This window comes from Streptococcus sp. F0441, from assembly GCF_000314775.2.
Taxonomy (GTDB): Bacteria; Bacillota; Bacilli; order Lactobacillales; family Streptococcaceae; genus Streptococcus.
In genome coordinates, this window is record NZ_KB373321.1 from 568398 (window position 1) to 584958 (window position 16561).

Genomic DNA, 16561 nt, shown 5'->3' on the forward strand with positions numbered 1-16561 from the left:
TGCTGTACTATTTTCCAAAAATCTCTTTTAAGTCTGCATCTGTAATCCCAATCATGGCTGGGATGCTAGACCAGTTTTCCTCGGTGAGGATGTAGGAGAGTTCAGAGTCACTTGCTGTGGCAGTTTCAGAGAAGGCTTGTTTACTTTCTTCAATATTATTTTCAATTAGATCACTGAAGCGCTCAATCAGATAGGTCTTACGGGCAGTTCCGATATGTTTAACTGCATAGTCAAATGCCTGTAATTCGCCAAGAAGGATGAGTTTGCTCTTGGCCCGTGTGATAGCTGTGTAGATGAGATTGCGTTCCAGCATGCGCTTACTGGCACTGGTAATAGGCAGGATGACAACGGGAAACTCACTCCCCTGCGACTTATGAATACTCATGGCATAAGCCAGGCGGATCTTGTACCATTCGTTACGTGGGTAGATGACCTCATTTCCATCAAAATCAATGACAATCTCGTCTTGTTTGGACTCGGTGTATTTTCCAGGAATCAAATCTGTGATGTAGCCTAGGTCTCCATTAAAGACATTGACTTCGGCGTCATTGACTAGGTGAATGACCTTGTCACCCTTGCGATAGAAGCATTTGGGAGCTTCAAAACTGAGTTGGTCTTTTTGTGGTGGATTGAGCAGGTCTTGCATGAGCTGGTTGATGGCGTCAATGCCAGCAGTTCCTCGATACATAGGCGCTAGCACCTGAATATCACGAGCCGGAATGCCACTTCTGAGGGCAGCACCAAGAATTTTCTCAATCGTAGCTGGGATATGGCCACTAGCGATTTCAAAGTAGGAACGGTCAGCTTTTTTCTGGGTAAAGTCAGCTGGCAAGATGCCTTGTCGAATTTGACTCGCCAAGGTAACGATAGTTGATTCTTCGCTCTGACGGTAAATCCGTTCCAAGCGAGTCTGCGGAATCAGTTGAATCTGGAGTAGGTCAGCTAAGACTTGTCCAGGACTGACAGAAGGTAACTGGTCGCTATCACCCACGATGAGAATTTTACTATTTGAGGAGATATTGGAGAAGAGTTGGTTAGCTAGCCAAGTGTCCACCATAGAAAACTCATCCACGATGATGAAGTCGGCATCCAGATAATCTTCCAGATGGCTGGTATCATCATCTCCCGTCATTCCCAAATGGCGGTGTATGGTAGCACTTGGCAATCCTGTCAATTCATTCATGCGCCGAGCGGCTCGACCAGTTGGGGCAGCGAGAAGAATAGGTAAGTTGCTCTTTTTCTTGAGATTGAGTCCTTCAAGCAGGGCATAGACAGCGATAATCCCATTGATAACAGTGGTTTTACCTGTACCAGGTCCACCTGTCAGGATAAAGACTTTGTTCTGGATGGCGTCACAGATAGCTTGCTTTTGGATACTATCGTATTGGATACCCAGTTCTTCCTCAACACTAGCGATATGCTTTTGAATGGCTTCCAAATCATGACTCTTTTGCTTTCCTTTTTCGAGGATACGAACCAAGTTATTGCGGATGCCTTCTTCGGCGAAAAAGAGGCTGTTATCAAAGATTTTGGTATCTACCTGTTGGATTTTATCTTCTTCGATCAAATGAGCTAATTCCTGAGCTACTTGGCTGGGATCGAGTTCCACGGGACGGGAAGACTCGAGGAGAGTAAGTGTCTGTTCCAGCAAATCTCGAGCCTCCATATAGGTATCGCCCGTATCCATACAACCTTGAAAGAGACTGTGGACAAGGCCAGCACGGAAGCGTTCAGGAGCTTGACTTTCGATGCCTAGTTCGGCAGCTAATTGGTCGGCGATGGTAAAACCCAAGCCTTTGATATCCTCGACCAGCTGGTAGGGATAATTTTCAACCACATCAAGAGTTTCCTCCTTGTAAAAGTCTTGAATCTGAAAGGCTAGTTTATTGGGAATGCCGTAGTTGGCAAGTTTAGCCAAGACCATTTCTGTCCCATAGTTGAGACGGAGGGTGGAGACAAAAGCCTCACGGTTTTTGGTAGAGAGTCCAGCAATGCTTTCCAGCTTTTCAGGATGCTCCAGAATTTCGTCTATGGTATTGTCACCATAGCTATCAACGATTTTTTGGGCCGTTTTGAGACCAATCCCTTTGAAATGGCTACTAGAAAAGTACTTGACTAGCCCATTTTTAGTTGGTTTTGCCCGCTCATAACGGCTGATCTGAAGCTGTTCCCCATACTTGGAGTGCTGAACGATTTGTCCCCAAAAAGTGTAGTCTTCCCCTTCAATCACGTCCGCCATGGTTCCTGTAACGATGATTTCAAAATCGTCAAAGTCCTCCACATCGGTATCTTCGATATCTAAGAGGAGGATGCGATAAAAATTACTGGGATTTTCAAAAATAATGCGTTCAATGGTGCCTGAAAAATAAACTTCCATAGGTTTCCTTTACATGAGTTCGTGAGAATTGGTCTCTTGGCCACTTTGAAAAGCTAGATGACGAAAAGGTTTTTCTCGCAATAGAAAAAGAGACTGAGACTTAGCGTTCTCGGCCTCTTCCTTATCTTAAAAAGTTCCGATACGGTTAAGTGGCCAGAAACGGAATTTTGCTTCGCCTTTGATATCGCTGGCCTTGAAAGTACCGACATGACGGCTGTCGCTAGAGACTAAACGATCGTCACCAAGGAGAAGGTACTCTCCTTGAGGGACAGTAAAGCTGAAGCTGGTATTGGAATTGACATCGACCGTAAAGGCCTGTGCTTTTTGAGCAAGTTCTCTAAAGTAAACTCCCTTATTGCCTTCAAATCCTTTTCCAGTATAGGTGTTTTGCAACTTTTCTGTTTTGAACAAGTTGAGGTATTCAGCTAGGTAGGGTTCATCCGTTTCCTTATCGTTGATAAAAAGTTTATCATTTTCGTAGCGGATGGTATCTCCAGGCATACCGATGACCCTTTTGACGATGTCTTTATTTCCATCATCTTCATGGGCAACTACGATGTCGAATCGGTCAATTGGGAGATGTTTAACAACGAAGAGAACTTCTCCATCGGCTAGGGTAGGGTCCATCGAGTGTCCTTCCACGCGGACATTGCTCCAAAGAAAGATACGGCTAAGACCTACCAGCGCGATAATCAGGAAGAAAACTCCCCATTCTTTTAGAAATGTTTTAAACGAATTCATAATTTACCTTTCTAGAAGTGCTTTGGCTTTTTCAGTATTTTTAAAATGCAGTTTGGCACAGAAATGAAGTCCTTTCATGCCATAGGCTTGAAGGATTTTGCTAGCAACCTTATCAGATGCAGTTCCAGCGCCACTTGGCAGTTGATAGCCTAGTTCTCGTCCAAGATTTTCTAAGTTTTCGAGGAAGAGATCACGCGCGATGATGGAGCTAACCGCAACAGCCAGGTATTTGCCCTCAGCTTTTTCTTCCAAAGTGATCTTGTTTGGAAAATGATTGGCTTCTTGCGCCAAGTACTTGTCATAGTTTTTAGCGCTTGTAAAAGCATCAATGACGATTTTTTCTGGCTGGACTCCTTTTTGAAGCAGGAGAAAAATAGCCTGATTGTGAAGGGCAACTTTTACAGAAACAGCATTGTAACGCTCTCCGATAACTTCGTTGTACTTGCTCGGTGAAAGGAGAAGCGCTTGGTGCTGGATTTTTTCCTTGAGAATAGGGGCAATTTGACGAATCTTTTGATCTGTCAGAGTCTTAGAATCCCCCACACCGAGTTTTCGCAAGAAGTCGTGCTGATCAGGTGTCACGAAGGAAGCCACGACAGCCAGAGCACCAAAGTAGGAACCATTTCCCACCTCATCAGTCCCAATCATAGGAAAATCTTGTCCACTGGTTTCCTCTACAACTTGATAGCCAAAGAAACTGGCGTATTGCTCAGCAGCTTCGCCCTGCAGGAGGACTTTTCCAGAAGTATAGATGGAAACTGTTGCCTGAGGGAATCGCAAAAAAAAGCGAATATAGGGATTTTTACTAGGACTGAGAGCCTTCTGATACTGACTTAAAAAGCTCTGAATTTCCTGTTCACTTGGTGTGAGTGTGATACTTGCCATAGTCTCTATTGTACCACAAAAGCAGGAGAATTGGTAAAAACTGACAAAGTTAGCGAAATTTGGTATAATATCGTGAGGTGAATTTTATGGCAAATCTAAATCGATATAAGTTTACATTCGGGAAAAAGACATTAACCTTGACAACCGAGCATGACAACCTCTTTATGGAGGAAATTGCCAAGGTTGCGACTGAAAAATACCAAGCAATTAAAGAACAAATGCCTGGGGCGGATGATGAAACCATTGCGCTTCTTTTGGCGGTCAATTGTCTGTCTACACAACTCAACCGTGAGATTGAATTTGATGACAAGGAGCAAGAGTTGTTAGAACTCCGCCACAAGTTGATTGCTGTTAAACAAGAACAGAGCAAGATTGAGGATTCCCTATGATTTCAATCCTACTCTTATTGGTTCTGGCTTGGGGTTTTTACATCGGCTACCGTAGAGGCTTGGTCCTGCAAGTTTATTATTTCCTCGTTGCAGTGATTTCAGCCTTTGTTGCGGGACAGTTTTATAAATCACTGGGAGAACACTTCCACTTGCTTGTCCCTTATGCCAATCCTCAGGAAGGACAGGGCACCTTTTTCTTCCCTTCAGACCAGCTTTTTCAGCTAGACAAGGTCTTTTATGCGGGTCTGGCCTACCTTCTAGTTTTCGGAATTTGTTACAGTATCGGACGTTTTATCGGTTTGTTCCTACACTTGATTCCAACTAAAAAGCTCGATGTCAAATGGTTCCGTATCGGAGCAGGCCTATTGTCGCTATTGGTAACCTTATTTGTCTTGCAAATGGCTCTGACCATTCTTGCAACGGTGCCTCTGGCAGTCATTCAAAATTCACTCGAAAAAAGTATAGTAGCCAAAAACATCATCCAAAGTGTCCCTTTTACGACAAACTTCATCAAACAACTCTGGGTGACAAATTTAATCGGATAAAAAGGGCGGGATTTTTCCTAGCCCTTTGTTTACAGATTGGACAACTAGGGACAGGTAAAGTCCAAAAATCTCTAGGTACAACAATCTTGTAAACAAGTATACAAGGAAAAAATATGAATACAAAAATACTAGAAACCTTAGAATTTAATAAAATCAAAGCCTTGTTTGAATCGCATCTCCTGACAGAACAAGGGCTAGAGGAGTTAAAAGCCTTGGCTCCAACTGCCAAGGCGGATAAGATCAAGCAAGCCTTTACAGAGATGGAGGAAATGCAAGCCCTATTTGTGGAGCAGCCTCACTTTACAATCCTAGCGACACGTGAAATCTCAGCTGTTTGCAAGCGTTTGGAGATGGGGGCGGACCTCAATATCGAGGAGTTCCTATTCCTCAAACGGGTCTTGCTTGCTAGTCGCGAATTGAAAACCTTTTACGCTAATCTTGAAAATGTTCGTTTGGAGTATTTGGCGAGATGGTTTGAGAAACTCCATGATTTTCCTCATTTACTGGGTAGCCTCCAAGCCCTCAATGATGCTGGATTTATCGAAAATTTCGCCAGCGAAGAACTAGCGCGCATCCGTCGAAAAATCCATGATAGCGAGAGCCAGGTTCGTGACGTTTTGCAAGACTTGCTCAAACAAAAAGCTCAGATGTTGACGGAAGGGATTATCGCTAGTAGAAATGGCCGTCAAGTCTTACCCGTCAAGAATACCTACCGCAACAAGATTGCAGGTGTTGTCCATGACATCTCTGCCAGTGGAAACACGGTCTATATCGAGCCACGTGAGGTCGTGAAACTGAGCGAAGAAATCGCGAGTCTGCGCGCTGATGAGCGCTATGAGATGAATCGCATTCTGCAGGAGCTATCGGAACGGGTCCGTCCTCATGCTACAGAGATTGCTAATGACGCTTGGATTATCGGCCATTTGGACCTGATTCGTGCTAAGGTGCGCTTTATTCAAGAAAGACAAGCAGTCGTTCCTCAACTTTCAGAGAACCAAGAGATTCAACTTCTTCATGTTCGCCATCCTTTGGTCAAAAATGCAGTGGCAAACGATGTACACTTTGGTAAGGACTTAACGGCCATTGTCATTACAGGTCCCAATACAGGTGGGAAGACCATCATGCTCAAAACCTTGGGTTTGACTCAACTGATGGCCCAGTCAGGTTTGCCTATTTTAGCTGATAAGGGGAGCCGTGTCGGTATTTTCGAAGAAATCTTCGCAGATATTGGGGATGAGCAGTCTATCGAGCAAAGCTTGTCTACCTTTTCGAGCCACATGACCAATATCGTAGATATTCTTGGCAAGGTCAACCAACACTCGCTTTTACTCTTAGATGAGCTTGGAGCAGGTACCGATCCGCAGGAAGGTGCTGCCCTTGCTATGGCTATTTTAGAGGATCTTCGTCTACGTCAGGTCAAAACTATGGCGACGACCCACTATCCAGAACTCAAGGCCTACGGTATTGAGACAGCCTTTGTGCAAAATGCCAGCATGGAGTTTGATACAGCCAGTCTGCGTCCGACCTATCGCTTTATGCAGGGAGTTCCTGGCCGAAGCAATGCCTTTGAAATTGCCAAACGCCTGGGCTTGTCAGATGTCATCGTTGGGGATGCCAGCCAGCAGGTCAACCAAGATAATGACGTCAACCGCATTATTGAACAACTGGAAGAGCAGACATTGGAAAGCCGTAAACGCTTGGACAATATCCGTGAGGTGGAGCAAGAAAACCTTAAGATGAACCGAGCGCTCAAAAAACTCTACAATGAGCTTAATCGTGAAAAGGAGACAGAGCTCAACAAGGCGCGTGAACAAGCTGCCGAGATTGTGGAACTCGCTCTAAGTGAGAGTGACCAAATCCTGAAAAACCTCCACAGTAAGTCTCAACTCAAACCCCACGAAATCATTGAAGCTAAGGCTGAGTTGAAAAAACTGGCTCCTGAAAAAGTCGACTTGTCCAAAAACAAGGTTCTTCAAAAAGCCAAGAAAAAACGAGCTCCAAAGGTTGGAGATGATATCGTGGTTCTCAGTTATGGTCAGCGTGGAACCTTGACCAATCAACTTAAGGACGGCCGCTGGGAAGCCCAAGTCGGCTTGATCAAGATGACCTTGGAAGAGAAAGAATTTGACCTTGTTCAGGCTCAACAAGAAGCCCCAGTCAAGAAAAAACAAGTCAATGTCGTCAAACGTGCTTCTGGTCGTGGTCCGCAAGCGAGACTGGATCTCCGAGGCAAACGGTACGAAGAGGCCATGAATGAGCTAGATGCCTTTATCGACCAAGCCCTGCTCAATAACATGGCGCAAGTCGACATCATCCATGGGATTGGAACAGGTGTCATCCGTGAAGGAGTCACCAAATACCTACAAAGAAACAAACATGTTAAGACTTTCGGCTATGCTCCACAGAATGCTGGCGGCAGTGGCGCAACCATTGTGACCTTTAAAGGTTAGAAAAAGAGTACTTCTCTTTTTTTGAAAAAGAAGTGAAAATCCATCTTTTTTCAAATAATATATTGACAAAAGCTATCTTTTCTTGTAAAATAAGAAAAAATTAAATACCAACACCGAATGAAGTTTAATAGAAGTGGAGAAAGGTTTGTTTTCCATGACTGTAAATGGACGGAACTCTGGAGAGACCGTAAAGGCACCGAAGGGGCAAGGCAGGCAACTGCTCAAACTCTCAGGTAAAAGGACAGAGCTAAGATAGACCGCTTTTTGGCATTTATCTAGGCATTCCAGAGTACATGTATCTTGCATGTGCTCTTTCTTTTGGGGTTGAAAGATAGGAGTAGGACATGTTAGAATTGCTAAAAGCGCTTGATGCTTTCGTTTGGGGACCTCCCCTCTTAATCTTATTGGTCGGGACGGGTATCTATTTGACCATCCGACTAGGGCTTTTACAGGTGGCTCGTCTCCCTAAGGCCTTTCAGTTGATTTTTACCAAGGACAAGGGACATGGCGATGTGTCAAGTTTTGCCGCTCTGTGTACAGCCCTTGCAGCTACTGTTGGAACGGGAAATATCATCGGAGTTGCGACAGCCATTAAGGTTGGTGGGCCAGGTGCTCTCTTTTGGATGTGGATGGCAGCCTTCTTTGGGATGGCAACCAAGTATGCTGAAGGCTTGCTGGCTATCAAGTACCGCACCAAGGATGCAAACGGCGCTGTAGCTGGAGGCCCCATGCACTACATTCTTTTGGGAATGGGAGAAAGGTGGCGTCCACTTGCAATCTTCTTTGCCCTAGCGGGTGTATTGGTTGCCCTCCTAGGGATTGGTACCTTTACCCAAGTCAATTCAATTACAGAATCTATCCAAAATACAGCTCAAATTGATCCAGCTATCACTGCTCTCGTGTTGTCTGTTTTTGTCGCGATTGCAGTCTTTGGTGGACTCAAATCCATATCAAAAGTTTCGACAGCAGTTGTTCCATTTATGGCTATTGTCTATATTTTGGGAACTCTTACAGTTATTCTCTTTAATATCGAGAAAATCCCAGCCACGCTTGCCCTCATCTTTACTTCAGCCTTTAGTCCAGCTGCTGCGGTAGGTGGTTTTGCAGGTGCCAGCATTCGGATGGCTATCCAAAATGGTGTGGCGCGAGGAGTCTTCTCTAACGAATCTGGTCTTGGTTCTGCCCCCATTGCGGCGGCTGCAGCTAAGACAAATGAGCCTGTCGAGCAAGGCTTGATTTCCATGACAGGAACCTTTATTGATACGTTGATTATCTGTACTCTGACAGGTTTAACCATCTTGGTAACTGGGGTTTGGAGTGGTGAATTGAATGGAGTTGCCTTGACCCAGTCAGCATTTTCTATGGTCTTTTCAGATTTTGGCACAATTGTCCTAACAATCTTCTTGGTTCTCTTTGCCTTTACGACAATTCTCGGCTGGAATTACTACGGGGAACGCTGTTTTGAGTTTCTCTTTGGTGTTCGTTTTATCTGGCTCTACCGTGTGGTTTTTGTACTCATGGTCTTGTTGGGAGGATTTATAGAGTTGGATATGGTTTGGATTATCGCAGACATCGTCAATGCCTTGATGGCCTTACCTAACTTGATTGCCCTTTTGGTCTTGTCCCCAGTAGTTGTTGCTGAGACTAAGAAGTATTTTAAGAACTAACCCAATCACACTTTTAGTGTGATTTTTTTCATTTCATAGACAATTCCTATCATGGCGATTGAAAATATATATTATCCAAGGGGGAAATTCTATGATAGACTAAATGACAATAAAATGAAAAGAGGTTTCTTATGACAACATTTACCATCCACACAGTAGAATCAGCACCAGCAGAAGTAAAAGAAGTTCTTGAAACAGTACAAAAAGACAACAATGGCTATATTCCCAACCTAATCGGTCTCTTGGCCAATGCCCCAACCGCGCTTGAAGCCTACCGAACTGTCGGAGCCATCAACCGTCGCAATAGTCTGACACCAGTGGAACGCGAAGTAGTGCAAATCACAGCCGCCGTAACCAATGGTTGTGCTTTCTGCGTGGCTGGTCATACTGCTTTTTCGATTAAACAAATCCAGATGAATGATGATCTTCTCCAAGCTCTCCGCAACCGTACCCCAATTGAGACAGATCCAAAACTAGATACTCTAGCTAAGTTTACCTTGGCGGTTATCAATACCAAAGGGCGTGTGGGAGATGAAGCCTTGACTGAATTTTTGGAAGCTGGTTACACGAAACAAAATGCCTTGGATGTGGTTCTCGGTGTTAGTCTTGCCAGCCTTTGCAACTATGCCAACAACCTAGCCAATACGCCTATTAACCCAGAATTGCAACCGTATGCTTAATTCATATCTGAGAAAAAATGAAGTCTGAAATAATCGAACTTCATTTTTTAAACTCTCATTTAAGCGCTTTTATGCTATACTAATAATAACATGATTATTGGAGGCTCGAATGAAAAAGCTCCCCTTGGTATTTTCTGGCTGTTTATTAGGTTTAGCAGGTGCAGGAAATCTGATTGCAGATACTTGGCCAGTTCTGTCACATTTATTTAGTTTGACTGGATTGGTCTTATGGATCTTCTTTCTCTTTCTTCATCTAGGAAATTGGTCTGAAACCAAGCGAGAATTTACCCATGCACCTCTCTTATCTGGCATGGCTACTTTTCCCATGGCTGGGATGATTTTATCGACCTATGTCTTTCGCGTATTCCCTGCTCTTCCTTTGCTAGCACAAGGGATCTGGTGGTTTTCATTTCTCTTGGATTTAGCTTTGATTGCTACTTTTACCATCAAATTTGCCTGTCCGGGTCGGAGGGTCAATGCGACTCCTAGCTGGACGGTGCTCTATGTGGGGATAGCAGTAGCAACCTTGACCTATCCCCTTGTCGGCATCATTGAAATTGCCTATGCGACCTTGAGTTTTGGTTTTGTCTTGACCTTCTATCTCTATCCCCTTATTTATAGGGATTTAAAGAAAACTCCACTCCCAGCGGCCTTGCTTGGACAGGAAGGAATCTACTGTGCTCCCTTTTCTCTACTCCTGGCATCCCTAGTTCGAGTTGGAGGAGCAGGTTTACCGACTTGGCTCTTGATCGTCATGATTTTGGCATCTCAATCCTTCTTTTTCTTTGTTTTAACTCGCTTGCCTAATATTTTAAAACAAGGATTTCAACCAGCCTTCTCAGCCCTCACTTTTCCAACAATTATCACAGCTACTTCGCTCAAGATGGCTCAGGGAATTTTGAAACTTCCATTTCTGGATTATCTGGTGTTGGCTGAAACTGTTCTATGCCTAACTATTTTATTCTTTGTATTGGGTGCTTATCTGATTTGGTTACGAAAAAAGGTCTAGCTAGAAATAGCTAGGCCTTATTGTTATGGTTTGATAACTTCAGCTCCACCCATATATGGACGAAGAACTTCTGGAATGGTCACAGAACCATCTTCATTTTGATAGTTTTCAAGAATTGCAGCCACTGTACGTCCAACTGCAAGTCCAGAACCGTTCAAAGTGTGAAGGAGTTTTACCTTGCCATCGGCTTCATCTCGGTAACGGATTTGAGCACGACGGGCTTGGAAATCTTCTGTATTTGAACAGCTTGAGATTTCACGGTAGGTATTTTGGGCTGGAATCCAAACTTCCAAGTCGTAAGTTTTGGCAGCTGAGAAGCCCATATCCCCAGTAGAGAGGGCAACGACACGGTATGGAAGATTGAGTTTTTGAAGAATATTTTCAGCGTTGGCTGTCATTTTTTCTAATTCTTCATAAGATTCTTCTGGTTTGGCAAATTTGACCATTTCAACCTTGTGGAATTGGTGCAGACGAATCAAACCACGAGTATCACGACCTGCAGAACCAGCTTCAGAACGGAATGATGGACTCATAGCGGTAAAGTAGATTGGTAGGTCTTTACCGTCAAGGATTTCATCACGGTAGTAGTTAGTTAAAGGAACTTCAGCTGTAGGAATGAGGACATAATTAGTGTCTTTCAATTCAAAAGTGTCTTCCTTAAATTTTGGATATTGACCAGTACCAAACATAGAATCATGGTTAACCATGTATGGTGTGATGACTTCAGTATAGCCCTCTTTTCCATGCTCATCCAACATAAAGTTGTAGATAGCGCGTTCCAAACGAGCACCAAGCCCTTTATAGAAGAGGAAGCGAGCACCAGTAACTTTTGCTCCACGTTCCCAGTCAAGGATACCCAAGTCTTCACCAAGATCCCAGTGAGCTTTTGGTTCAAAGTCAAACTCGCGTGGAGTCCCCCAACGGCGAACTTCCACATTGTCATCTTCATCAGCCCCAACAGGAACGCTGTCGGCAGGAATGTTTGGAAGAGTAGTGGTAAATTCTGTCAATTTAGCATCAATGTCCGCCAATTCAGCATCCAAGGCTTTGACTTCAGCAGATAGGATTTGCATTGCAGCAATCTTGTCATCGGCATTTTCCTTGTTTCGCTTGGCTTGGGCAATCTCAGCTGAAACTGTGTTACGTTCTGCCTTGAGGTTTTCAACCTTGACCAAGATGTCACGACGTTTAGCATCGATTTCTTTCATCTCATTTAAGATAGCAGCATCTACACCACGTGTAGCCAATTTTTCTGCGACAGCATCAAAGTCTGTACGAATACGTTTAATATCTAACATAAGAACTCCTTTATGAAAAAAACACACCTGACAAAGCGTTGGAGTGGCAGGGCCACGGTTCCATCCAACTTCACAGGTGTGCACTTGATTTTGTATGTAATTGTTACTAACGGTAGAATTTCACTTACCCCTCCTATCTGCTCGCAGCACCCGCAGACTTTCTGAAAGAAGGAGATAACTTACTTATCCGTTGCTATGATTATACTAAAGTTTCTACTTTTTTGCAAATAGATTTTTGAATTTTTGACCAATGGTCTGGAGTAAAGTAGGAAGTTTCACAACCTTGTCATTGCCAAGTTTTTGCCGAGCGATTTTGAGAATGGCTCCAGAGTCTTTGGAAGCAAAGAGGAATTTTCCTCGATCAGTGAAGACTTCAAAGTGGCGACTGATTTTGCGACCAGTTACGTTGGCTCCAATTCGCTGAATACTGGACCAGGGAATTTGGATATATTGTTCGACATTGACATCAGGATAAAACTCTAAGGCTTGATCCCCGACTAGAAATTTTCCGACTTTTCCAGAGATGGAGAGATAGGATGTTCCAGTGGTTTGTAGGTCAATGACTTTATTGAGTGATTGGGCCATGATTAATCTTCCTTACTTTCATCGAAAAAGGCGTGGTAGAGAGCCTTGATAGCTGCCTTTTCTTGCTCTTTATTGACAACAAACATGATGGAAACTTCACTTGAGCCTTGGGACATCATCTGGATGTTGATCTTGTTTTCAGACAGAGCGCGTGTTGCAGTAGCAGTTACACCAATGTGGCTCTTCATCTTTTCTCCGACAATCATAATGATTGAAAGGTCGTGTTCAATTTCAGCATGGTCCACTTCGGCTTTTTGAACTAACTGACGCAGAATTTCTTCCTCCTTGATAGGAGTCAATTCACGGGAACGAAGGATGATTGAAAGATCGTCGATACCTGTTGGCATATGTTCCCAACCAATGTTAAGATCTTCAAGGATCTGAAGAATCTTACGACCGAATCCAACCTCGCGGTTCATAAGGTATTTTGACATGTTGATGCTGACGAATCCAGAATCACCAGCGATTCCAACGACTGGGAATTTATCGCTACTGTGTTTCAGAACGATACGAGTTCCTGGATGATCAGGATTGTTGGTATTCTTGATGACAAGAGGGATTTTTCCGCGGTAAGCAGGTAGAAGGGCTTCATCATGAAGAACAGAAAATCCAGCGTAAGCCAATTCACGCATTTCACGGTAGGTTAACTCAGGAATGGAGTGTGGTTGATGAATAATACCAGGGTGGGCAGCAAAGATACCGTCTACGTCTGTAAAGTTTTCATAGAGATCAGCCTTGACTCCAGCTGCGATAATGGAACCAGTAATATCTGAACCTCCACGTGAGAAGGTACAGATTTGATTTTCCTTAGTTACGCCAAAGAAACCAGGGATGACAAGGACTTCATTGCTATCAGCCAAGCCCTCAATCTTGTCATAACTAGATGGGATGATACGTGCGTTTCCTGGTTCACTTGTGACAATGATTCCAGCTTCTCTTGGATGAACATAGCGTGCGTCAATGCCGTTTTGGTTAAAGTAGGCTGCAATGAGTTTGGCATTGTTATTTTCTCCAGCCGCTAGGAAGGTATCATAGAGAAATTCATTGTCTTCTATAGGAAGAGTTACCAAGGCCCGAATGCTTTTAGAAATCTTTTCTAAAACGGCAGGTTTTAGGCCTAGTTCACTAACCATAGCGGCATAACGATCAATGATCCAGCTTTGGCTAGCGTTGATATCATTTCCCACCACATAGTCGCGATAGTATTTAATCAAGGCATCGGTTACCTTGGTATCTTCAGCATTGCGTTTTCCGGGTGCAGAAACGACTACAAAACGGCGTTCCTTATCACTTTTAACGATGTTTAAAACTTTTTCTAACTGACCAGCAGAGGCAAGCGAACTTCCACCAAATTTTATAACCTTCATAAGGACTCCTCAAGTAAGTATTTTATACGATTATAGCAGAAAGAGGGGCATTTTTCAATGAAGAAAATAGCTCCCTGTTATAATAGAAGTAAATGCTAACTTATTCTGAAAAGCGACAACAGCTTAAAAGTAAGAGAGTCAAATTTTATTTACATTCATAAACGGTGGGGAAATAATCAGCTGAGACACTTTCCTTTAGTTTTTCCTTGCCTCTTTATCTAAAAAAAGGTATACTTTGATGATAAAACAATTTTATTGCCTTATAAAAGAAAAGGAGAAGCTATGAATCATATCTTATATCAGATCGTAGATGATCTTGCTATCATCACTTTGAATCGTCCCGAAGTGGCAAATGGTTTCCATATCCCAATGTGTGAGGAAATTTTAGAAGCTTTGACCCTAGCAGAGCAGGATCAAGCTGTGCAGTTCATCTTGATTAATGCTAATGGGAAGGTTTTTTCAGTTGGGGGAGACTTGGTTGAGATGAAACGAGCAGTAGACGAAGATGATATCCCTTCTTTGAATAAGATTGCAGAATTAGTCAATACAATTTCTTTTAAAATCAAGCAAATTCCAAAACCTGTTTTGATGGAGGTAGATGGAGCGGTTGCTGGTGCTGCAGCAAATATGGCAGTAGCAGTCGATTTTTGTTTGGCGACTGACAAGGCAAAATTTATTCAAGCCTTTGTCGGAGTTGGCTTGGCGCCAGACGCTGGTGGGATTCATCTCTTGAGTCGTAGTATCGGGGTAACACGAGCTGCACAACTTGCCATGACAGGAGAAGCCTTAACTGCGGAAAAAGCGCAAGAATGGGGCGTGGTTTACCGTGTTTGTGAAGCTGATAAATTAGAAAAAACAAGAGAACAAGTTCTGAAAAAATTAAGACGAGGTTCAGCAAACTCATACGCAGCGATTAAAAAGTTAGTTTGGGAAAGTCAATTTAAAGATTGGCAAGATTATGCCGAATTGGAATTGAAACTACAAGAATCGTTATCTTTAACTGAAGATTTTAAAGAAGGGGTTCGAGCACATTCTGAAAGAAGAAGACCAAAATTTTCAGGAAAATAAAAAAATACTTGCACAAATCTTTGAAGTTTGTTATACTTTTTCTATCAAATGTTTTGATTGTGAAAGTTTTTTGAGGAGGAGGGAAAAAGTTTGGACTACCAACAAGTAAATGATTATTTAACATCTATTTTCAATAACGTCCTTGTGGTTGAGGAGGTTAGCTTACGAGGTAGTCGATTCAAAGACATCTCCATCAAAGAAATGCACACGATTGATGTGATTGGGAAGTTTCCTGAGGCGACGCCTAGTAAGGTTTCCAAAGAACTGATGGTGACCCTGGGAACAGTTACGACGAGCTTGAATAACCTAGAAAGAAAGGGTTACATTGAGCGTATTCGTTCTGACCAAGACCGTCGTGTGGTCTATCTGCATTTGACAAAGAAAGGTCGTTTGCTTCACCGCCTTCACAAACGATTCCACAAGGCTATGGTCGAAAGAATTATTGACGGCATGAGTCCTGAGGAAAAGAGAGTCATGGGCAGAGGCTTGACGAACCTTTATCAATTTTTGGAGGATTTGAAATAATGGCCTTTGCTAAAATAAGCCAAGTTACTCATTATGTCCCAGAGCAAGTGGTCACTAATCATGACTTGGCTCAAATCATGGATACAAGCGATGAGTGGATTTCAAGTCGGACAGGAATTAAACAGAGACATATCTCAAAAACGGAGTCTACAAGTGACTTGGCGACAGAAGTTGCTAAGAGCTTACTGGATAAAGGGAGCTTAACAGCGGACCAGATTGATTTTATCATTGTAGCGACGATTACTCCAGATTCGATGATGCCTTCTACAGCAGCTCGAGTTCAGGCAAATATCGGAGCGCATAGAGCTTTTGCCTTTGATCTTACAGCAGCTTGCAGTGGCTTTGTATTCGCTCTTTCAACTGCTGAAAAATTTTTAAGTTCTGGACAGTTCAAAAAAGGGATTGTTATCGGGGCTGAGACCTTATCCAAGGCAGTTGATTGGTCTGATCGTTCAACAGCCGTTCTCTTTGGAGATGGTGCTGGTGGCGTTCTCTTGGAAACGAGCGAAACACGGCACTTCCTTGTGGAAAGTCTCTATACAGATGGCTCTCGGAGCGAGTGTTTGACCTATGGTCAAACGGCTTTGGCTTCACCCTTCTCAGATCAAGAAGCAGTTCCTGCTTTTTTGAAAATGGATGGACGAGCAGTTTTTGATTTTGCAAATCGTGATGTTGCTAGATCGATCAAAGAGACTATTGAAAATAGTCCAATCGCAGCATCGGAATTGGATTATCTCTTGCTTCATCAGGCAAATATCCGCATTTTGGATAAGATGGCTAAGAAAATCGGTGTAGACCGAGACAAGCTTCCTGCCAATATGATGGAGTATGGAAATACCAGTGCAGCAAGTATCCCGATTTTGCTCTCAGAGTGTGTGGAGAATGGCTTGATTCGTTTAGATGGTAGCCAGACGATTCTCCTATCAGGCTTCGGTGGAGGTTTGACATGGGGCACACTCATTCTTACAATCTAGG

General features: G+C 43.3%; 15 protein-coding genes and 1 riboswitch. Of the genes, 9 read left to right on the top strand and 6 right to left on the bottom strand.

Going from position 1 to position 16561, the window contains the following annotated elements:
- Nucleotides 1-7: 7 nt before the first annotated feature.
- The 3 genes from recD2 to rnhC all read right to left on the bottom strand — a co-directional run bounded on the left by recD2 (nucleotide 8) and on the right by rnhC (nucleotide 4003).
- Entirely contained in the window at nucleotides 8-2377 is a 2370-nt protein-coding gene (gene recD2, locus HMPREF9188_RS02610; RefSeq protein ID WP_009729821.1) for an SF1B family DNA helicase RecD2, read from the bottom strand.
- Nucleotides 2378-2503: 126 nt separating this feature from the next.
- Complete coding sequence (gene lepB, locus HMPREF9188_RS02615; protein WP_009729822.1) at nucleotides 2504-3118, bottom strand: signal peptidase I; 615 nt, start codon at nucleotides 3116-3118, stop codon at nucleotides 2504-2506.
- Between the two features lie 3 nt (nucleotides 3119-3121).
- Nucleotides 3122-4003, bottom strand: coding sequence for a ribonuclease HIII (gene rnhC, locus HMPREF9188_RS02620; protein ID WP_000146894.1), 882 nt, complete (start codon nucleotides 4001-4003; stop codon nucleotides 3122-3124).
- Nucleotides 4004-4089: 86 nt separating this feature from the next.
- On the opposite strand from rnhC, the gene zapA reads away from it, so the two are divergent.
- From zapA to HMPREF9188_RS02650, 6 genes are all read left to right on the top strand, one after another.
- The gene (gene zapA / locus HMPREF9188_RS02625) at nucleotides 4090-4392 is read left to right on the top strand and encodes a cell division protein ZapA (RefSeq protein ID WP_000002028.1); all 303 of its coding nucleotides are present in this window, start codon (nucleotides 4090-4092) and stop codon (nucleotides 4390-4392) included.
- Nucleotides 4389-4937: a CvpA family protein gene (locus HMPREF9188_RS02630; RefSeq protein WP_000623543.1), complete on the top strand. Its 549-nt coding sequence runs from the start codon at nucleotides 4389-4391 to the stop codon at nucleotides 4935-4937. The genes zapA and HMPREF9188_RS02630 overlap by 4 nt, the downstream gene beginning before the upstream one ends.
- A 113-nt stretch (nucleotides 4938-5050) precedes the next feature.
- Nucleotides 5051-7387, top strand: a complete 2337-nt coding sequence (locus HMPREF9188_RS02635; RefSeq protein ID WP_009729823.1) for an endonuclease MutS2 — start codon at nucleotides 5051-5053, stop codon at nucleotides 7385-7387.
- A gap of 166 nt (nucleotides 7388-7553) precedes the next feature.
- A riboswitch (glycine riboswitch) is annotated at nucleotides 7554-7642 on the top strand.
- 89 nt (nucleotides 7643-7731) lie between these two features.
- Nucleotides 7732-9054, top strand: a complete 1323-nt coding sequence (locus HMPREF9188_RS02640) for an alanine/glycine:cation symporter family protein (protein ID WP_009729824.1) — start codon at nucleotides 7732-7734, stop codon at nucleotides 9052-9054.
- Nucleotides 9055-9185: 131 nt separating this feature from the next.
- Entirely contained in the window at nucleotides 9186-9734 is a 549-nt protein-coding gene (locus HMPREF9188_RS02645) for a carboxymuconolactone decarboxylase family protein (protein ID WP_000206777.1), read from the top strand.
- A 109-nt stretch (nucleotides 9735-9843) separates the two neighbouring features.
- Nucleotides 9844-10743 carry a TDT family transporter gene (locus tag HMPREF9188_RS02650; protein ID WP_000735938.1) on the top strand — a complete coding sequence of 300 codons (900 nt, stop codon included), beginning with the start codon at nucleotides 9844-9846 and terminating at the stop codon, nucleotides 10741-10743.
- 23 nt (nucleotides 10744-10766) lie between these two features.
- Here HMPREF9188_RS02650 and serS read toward each other — a convergent pair whose 3' ends face one another.
- The 3 genes from serS to HMPREF9188_RS02665 form a co-directional block, all read right to left on the bottom strand.
- Nucleotides 10767-12041, bottom strand: a complete 1275-nt coding sequence (gene serS, locus HMPREF9188_RS02655) for a serine--tRNA ligase (RefSeq protein ID WP_000884210.1) — start codon at nucleotides 12039-12041, stop codon at nucleotides 10767-10769.
- A gap of 213 nt (nucleotides 12042-12254) precedes the next feature.
- Entirely contained in the window at nucleotides 12255-12626 is a 372-nt protein-coding gene (locus HMPREF9188_RS02660; RefSeq protein ID WP_000079373.1) for a DUF956 family protein, read from the bottom strand.
- Nucleotides 12627-12628: 2 nt separating this feature from the next.
- Nucleotides 12629-13993, bottom strand: coding sequence for an aspartate kinase (locus tag HMPREF9188_RS02665; RefSeq protein WP_000864451.1), 1365 nt, complete (start codon nucleotides 13991-13993; stop codon nucleotides 12629-12631).
- A 282-nt stretch (nucleotides 13994-14275) separates the two neighbouring features.
- Between HMPREF9188_RS02665 and HMPREF9188_RS02670 the strand changes: the two genes are divergently transcribed.
- The 3 genes from HMPREF9188_RS02670 to HMPREF9188_RS02680 all read left to right on the top strand — a co-directional run bounded on the left by HMPREF9188_RS02670 (nucleotide 14276) and on the right by HMPREF9188_RS02680 (nucleotide 16560).
- Entirely contained in the window at nucleotides 14276-15061 is a 786-nt protein-coding gene (locus HMPREF9188_RS02670; protein WP_001015589.1) for an enoyl-CoA hydratase, read from the top strand.
- Between the two features lie 90 nt (nucleotides 15062-15151).
- On the top strand, nucleotides 15152-15586 hold the full coding sequence (fabT, locus tag HMPREF9188_RS02675) for a fatty acid biosynthesis transcriptional regulator FabT (RefSeq protein WP_009729825.1): 435 nt from the start codon (nucleotides 15152-15154) through the stop codon (nucleotides 15584-15586).
- Nucleotides 15586-16560, top strand: a complete 975-nt coding sequence (locus tag HMPREF9188_RS02680) for a beta-ketoacyl-ACP synthase III (RefSeq protein ID WP_009729826.1) — start codon at nucleotides 15586-15588, stop codon at nucleotides 16558-16560. Before fabT ends, HMPREF9188_RS02680 begins: the two co-directional genes overlap by 1 nt.
- The last annotated feature ends 1 nt before the right edge of the window (nucleotide 16561 follow it).

Bases quoted from the DNA above. Each gene is read 5' to 3' on its own strand.
- recD2 (WP_009729821.1), bottom strand. From the start codon at position 2,377: ATGGAAGTTTATTTTTCAGGCACCATTGAACGCATTATTTTTGAAAAT.
- lepB (WP_009729822.1), bottom strand. From the start codon at position 3,118: ATGAATTCGTTTAAAACATTTCTAAAAGAATGGGGAGTTTTCTTCCTG.
- rnhC (WP_000146894.1), bottom strand. From the start codon at position 4,003: ATGGCAAGTATCACACTCACACCAAGTGAACAGGAAATTCAGAGCTTT.
- zapA (WP_000002028.1), top strand. From the start codon at position 4,090: ATGGCAAATCTAAATCGATATAAGTTTACATTCGGGAAAAAGACATTA.
- HMPREF9188_RS02630 (WP_000623543.1), top strand. From the start codon at position 4,389: ATGATTTCAATCCTACTCTTATTGGTTCTGGCTTGGGGTTTTTACATC.
- HMPREF9188_RS02635 (WP_009729823.1), top strand. From the start codon at position 5,051: ATGAATACAAAAATACTAGAAACCTTAGAATTTAATAAAATCAAAGCC.
- HMPREF9188_RS02640 (WP_009729824.1), top strand. From the start codon at position 7,732: ATGTTAGAATTGCTAAAAGCGCTTGATGCTTTCGTTTGGGGACCTCCC.
- HMPREF9188_RS02645 (WP_000206777.1), top strand. From the start codon at position 9,186: ATGACAACATTTACCATCCACACAGTAGAATCAGCACCAGCAGAAGTA.
- HMPREF9188_RS02650 (WP_000735938.1), top strand. From the start codon at position 9,844: ATGAAAAAGCTCCCCTTGGTATTTTCTGGCTGTTTATTAGGTTTAGCA.
- serS (WP_000884210.1), bottom strand. From the start codon at position 12,041: ATGTTAGATATTAAACGTATTCGTACAGACTTTGATGCTGTCGCAGAA.
- HMPREF9188_RS02660 (WP_000079373.1), bottom strand. From the start codon at position 12,626: ATGGCCCAATCACTCAATAAAGTCATTGACCTACAAACCACTGGAACA.
- HMPREF9188_RS02665 (WP_000864451.1), bottom strand. From the start codon at position 13,993: ATGAAGGTTATAAAATTTGGTGGAAGTTCGCTTGCCTCTGCTGGTCAG.
- HMPREF9188_RS02670 (WP_001015589.1), top strand. From the start codon at position 14,276: ATGAATCATATCTTATATCAGATCGTAGATGATCTTGCTATCATCACT.
- HMPREF9188_RS02680 (WP_009729826.1), top strand. From the start codon at position 15,586: ATGGCCTTTGCTAAAATAAGCCAAGTTACTCATTATGTCCCAGAGCAA.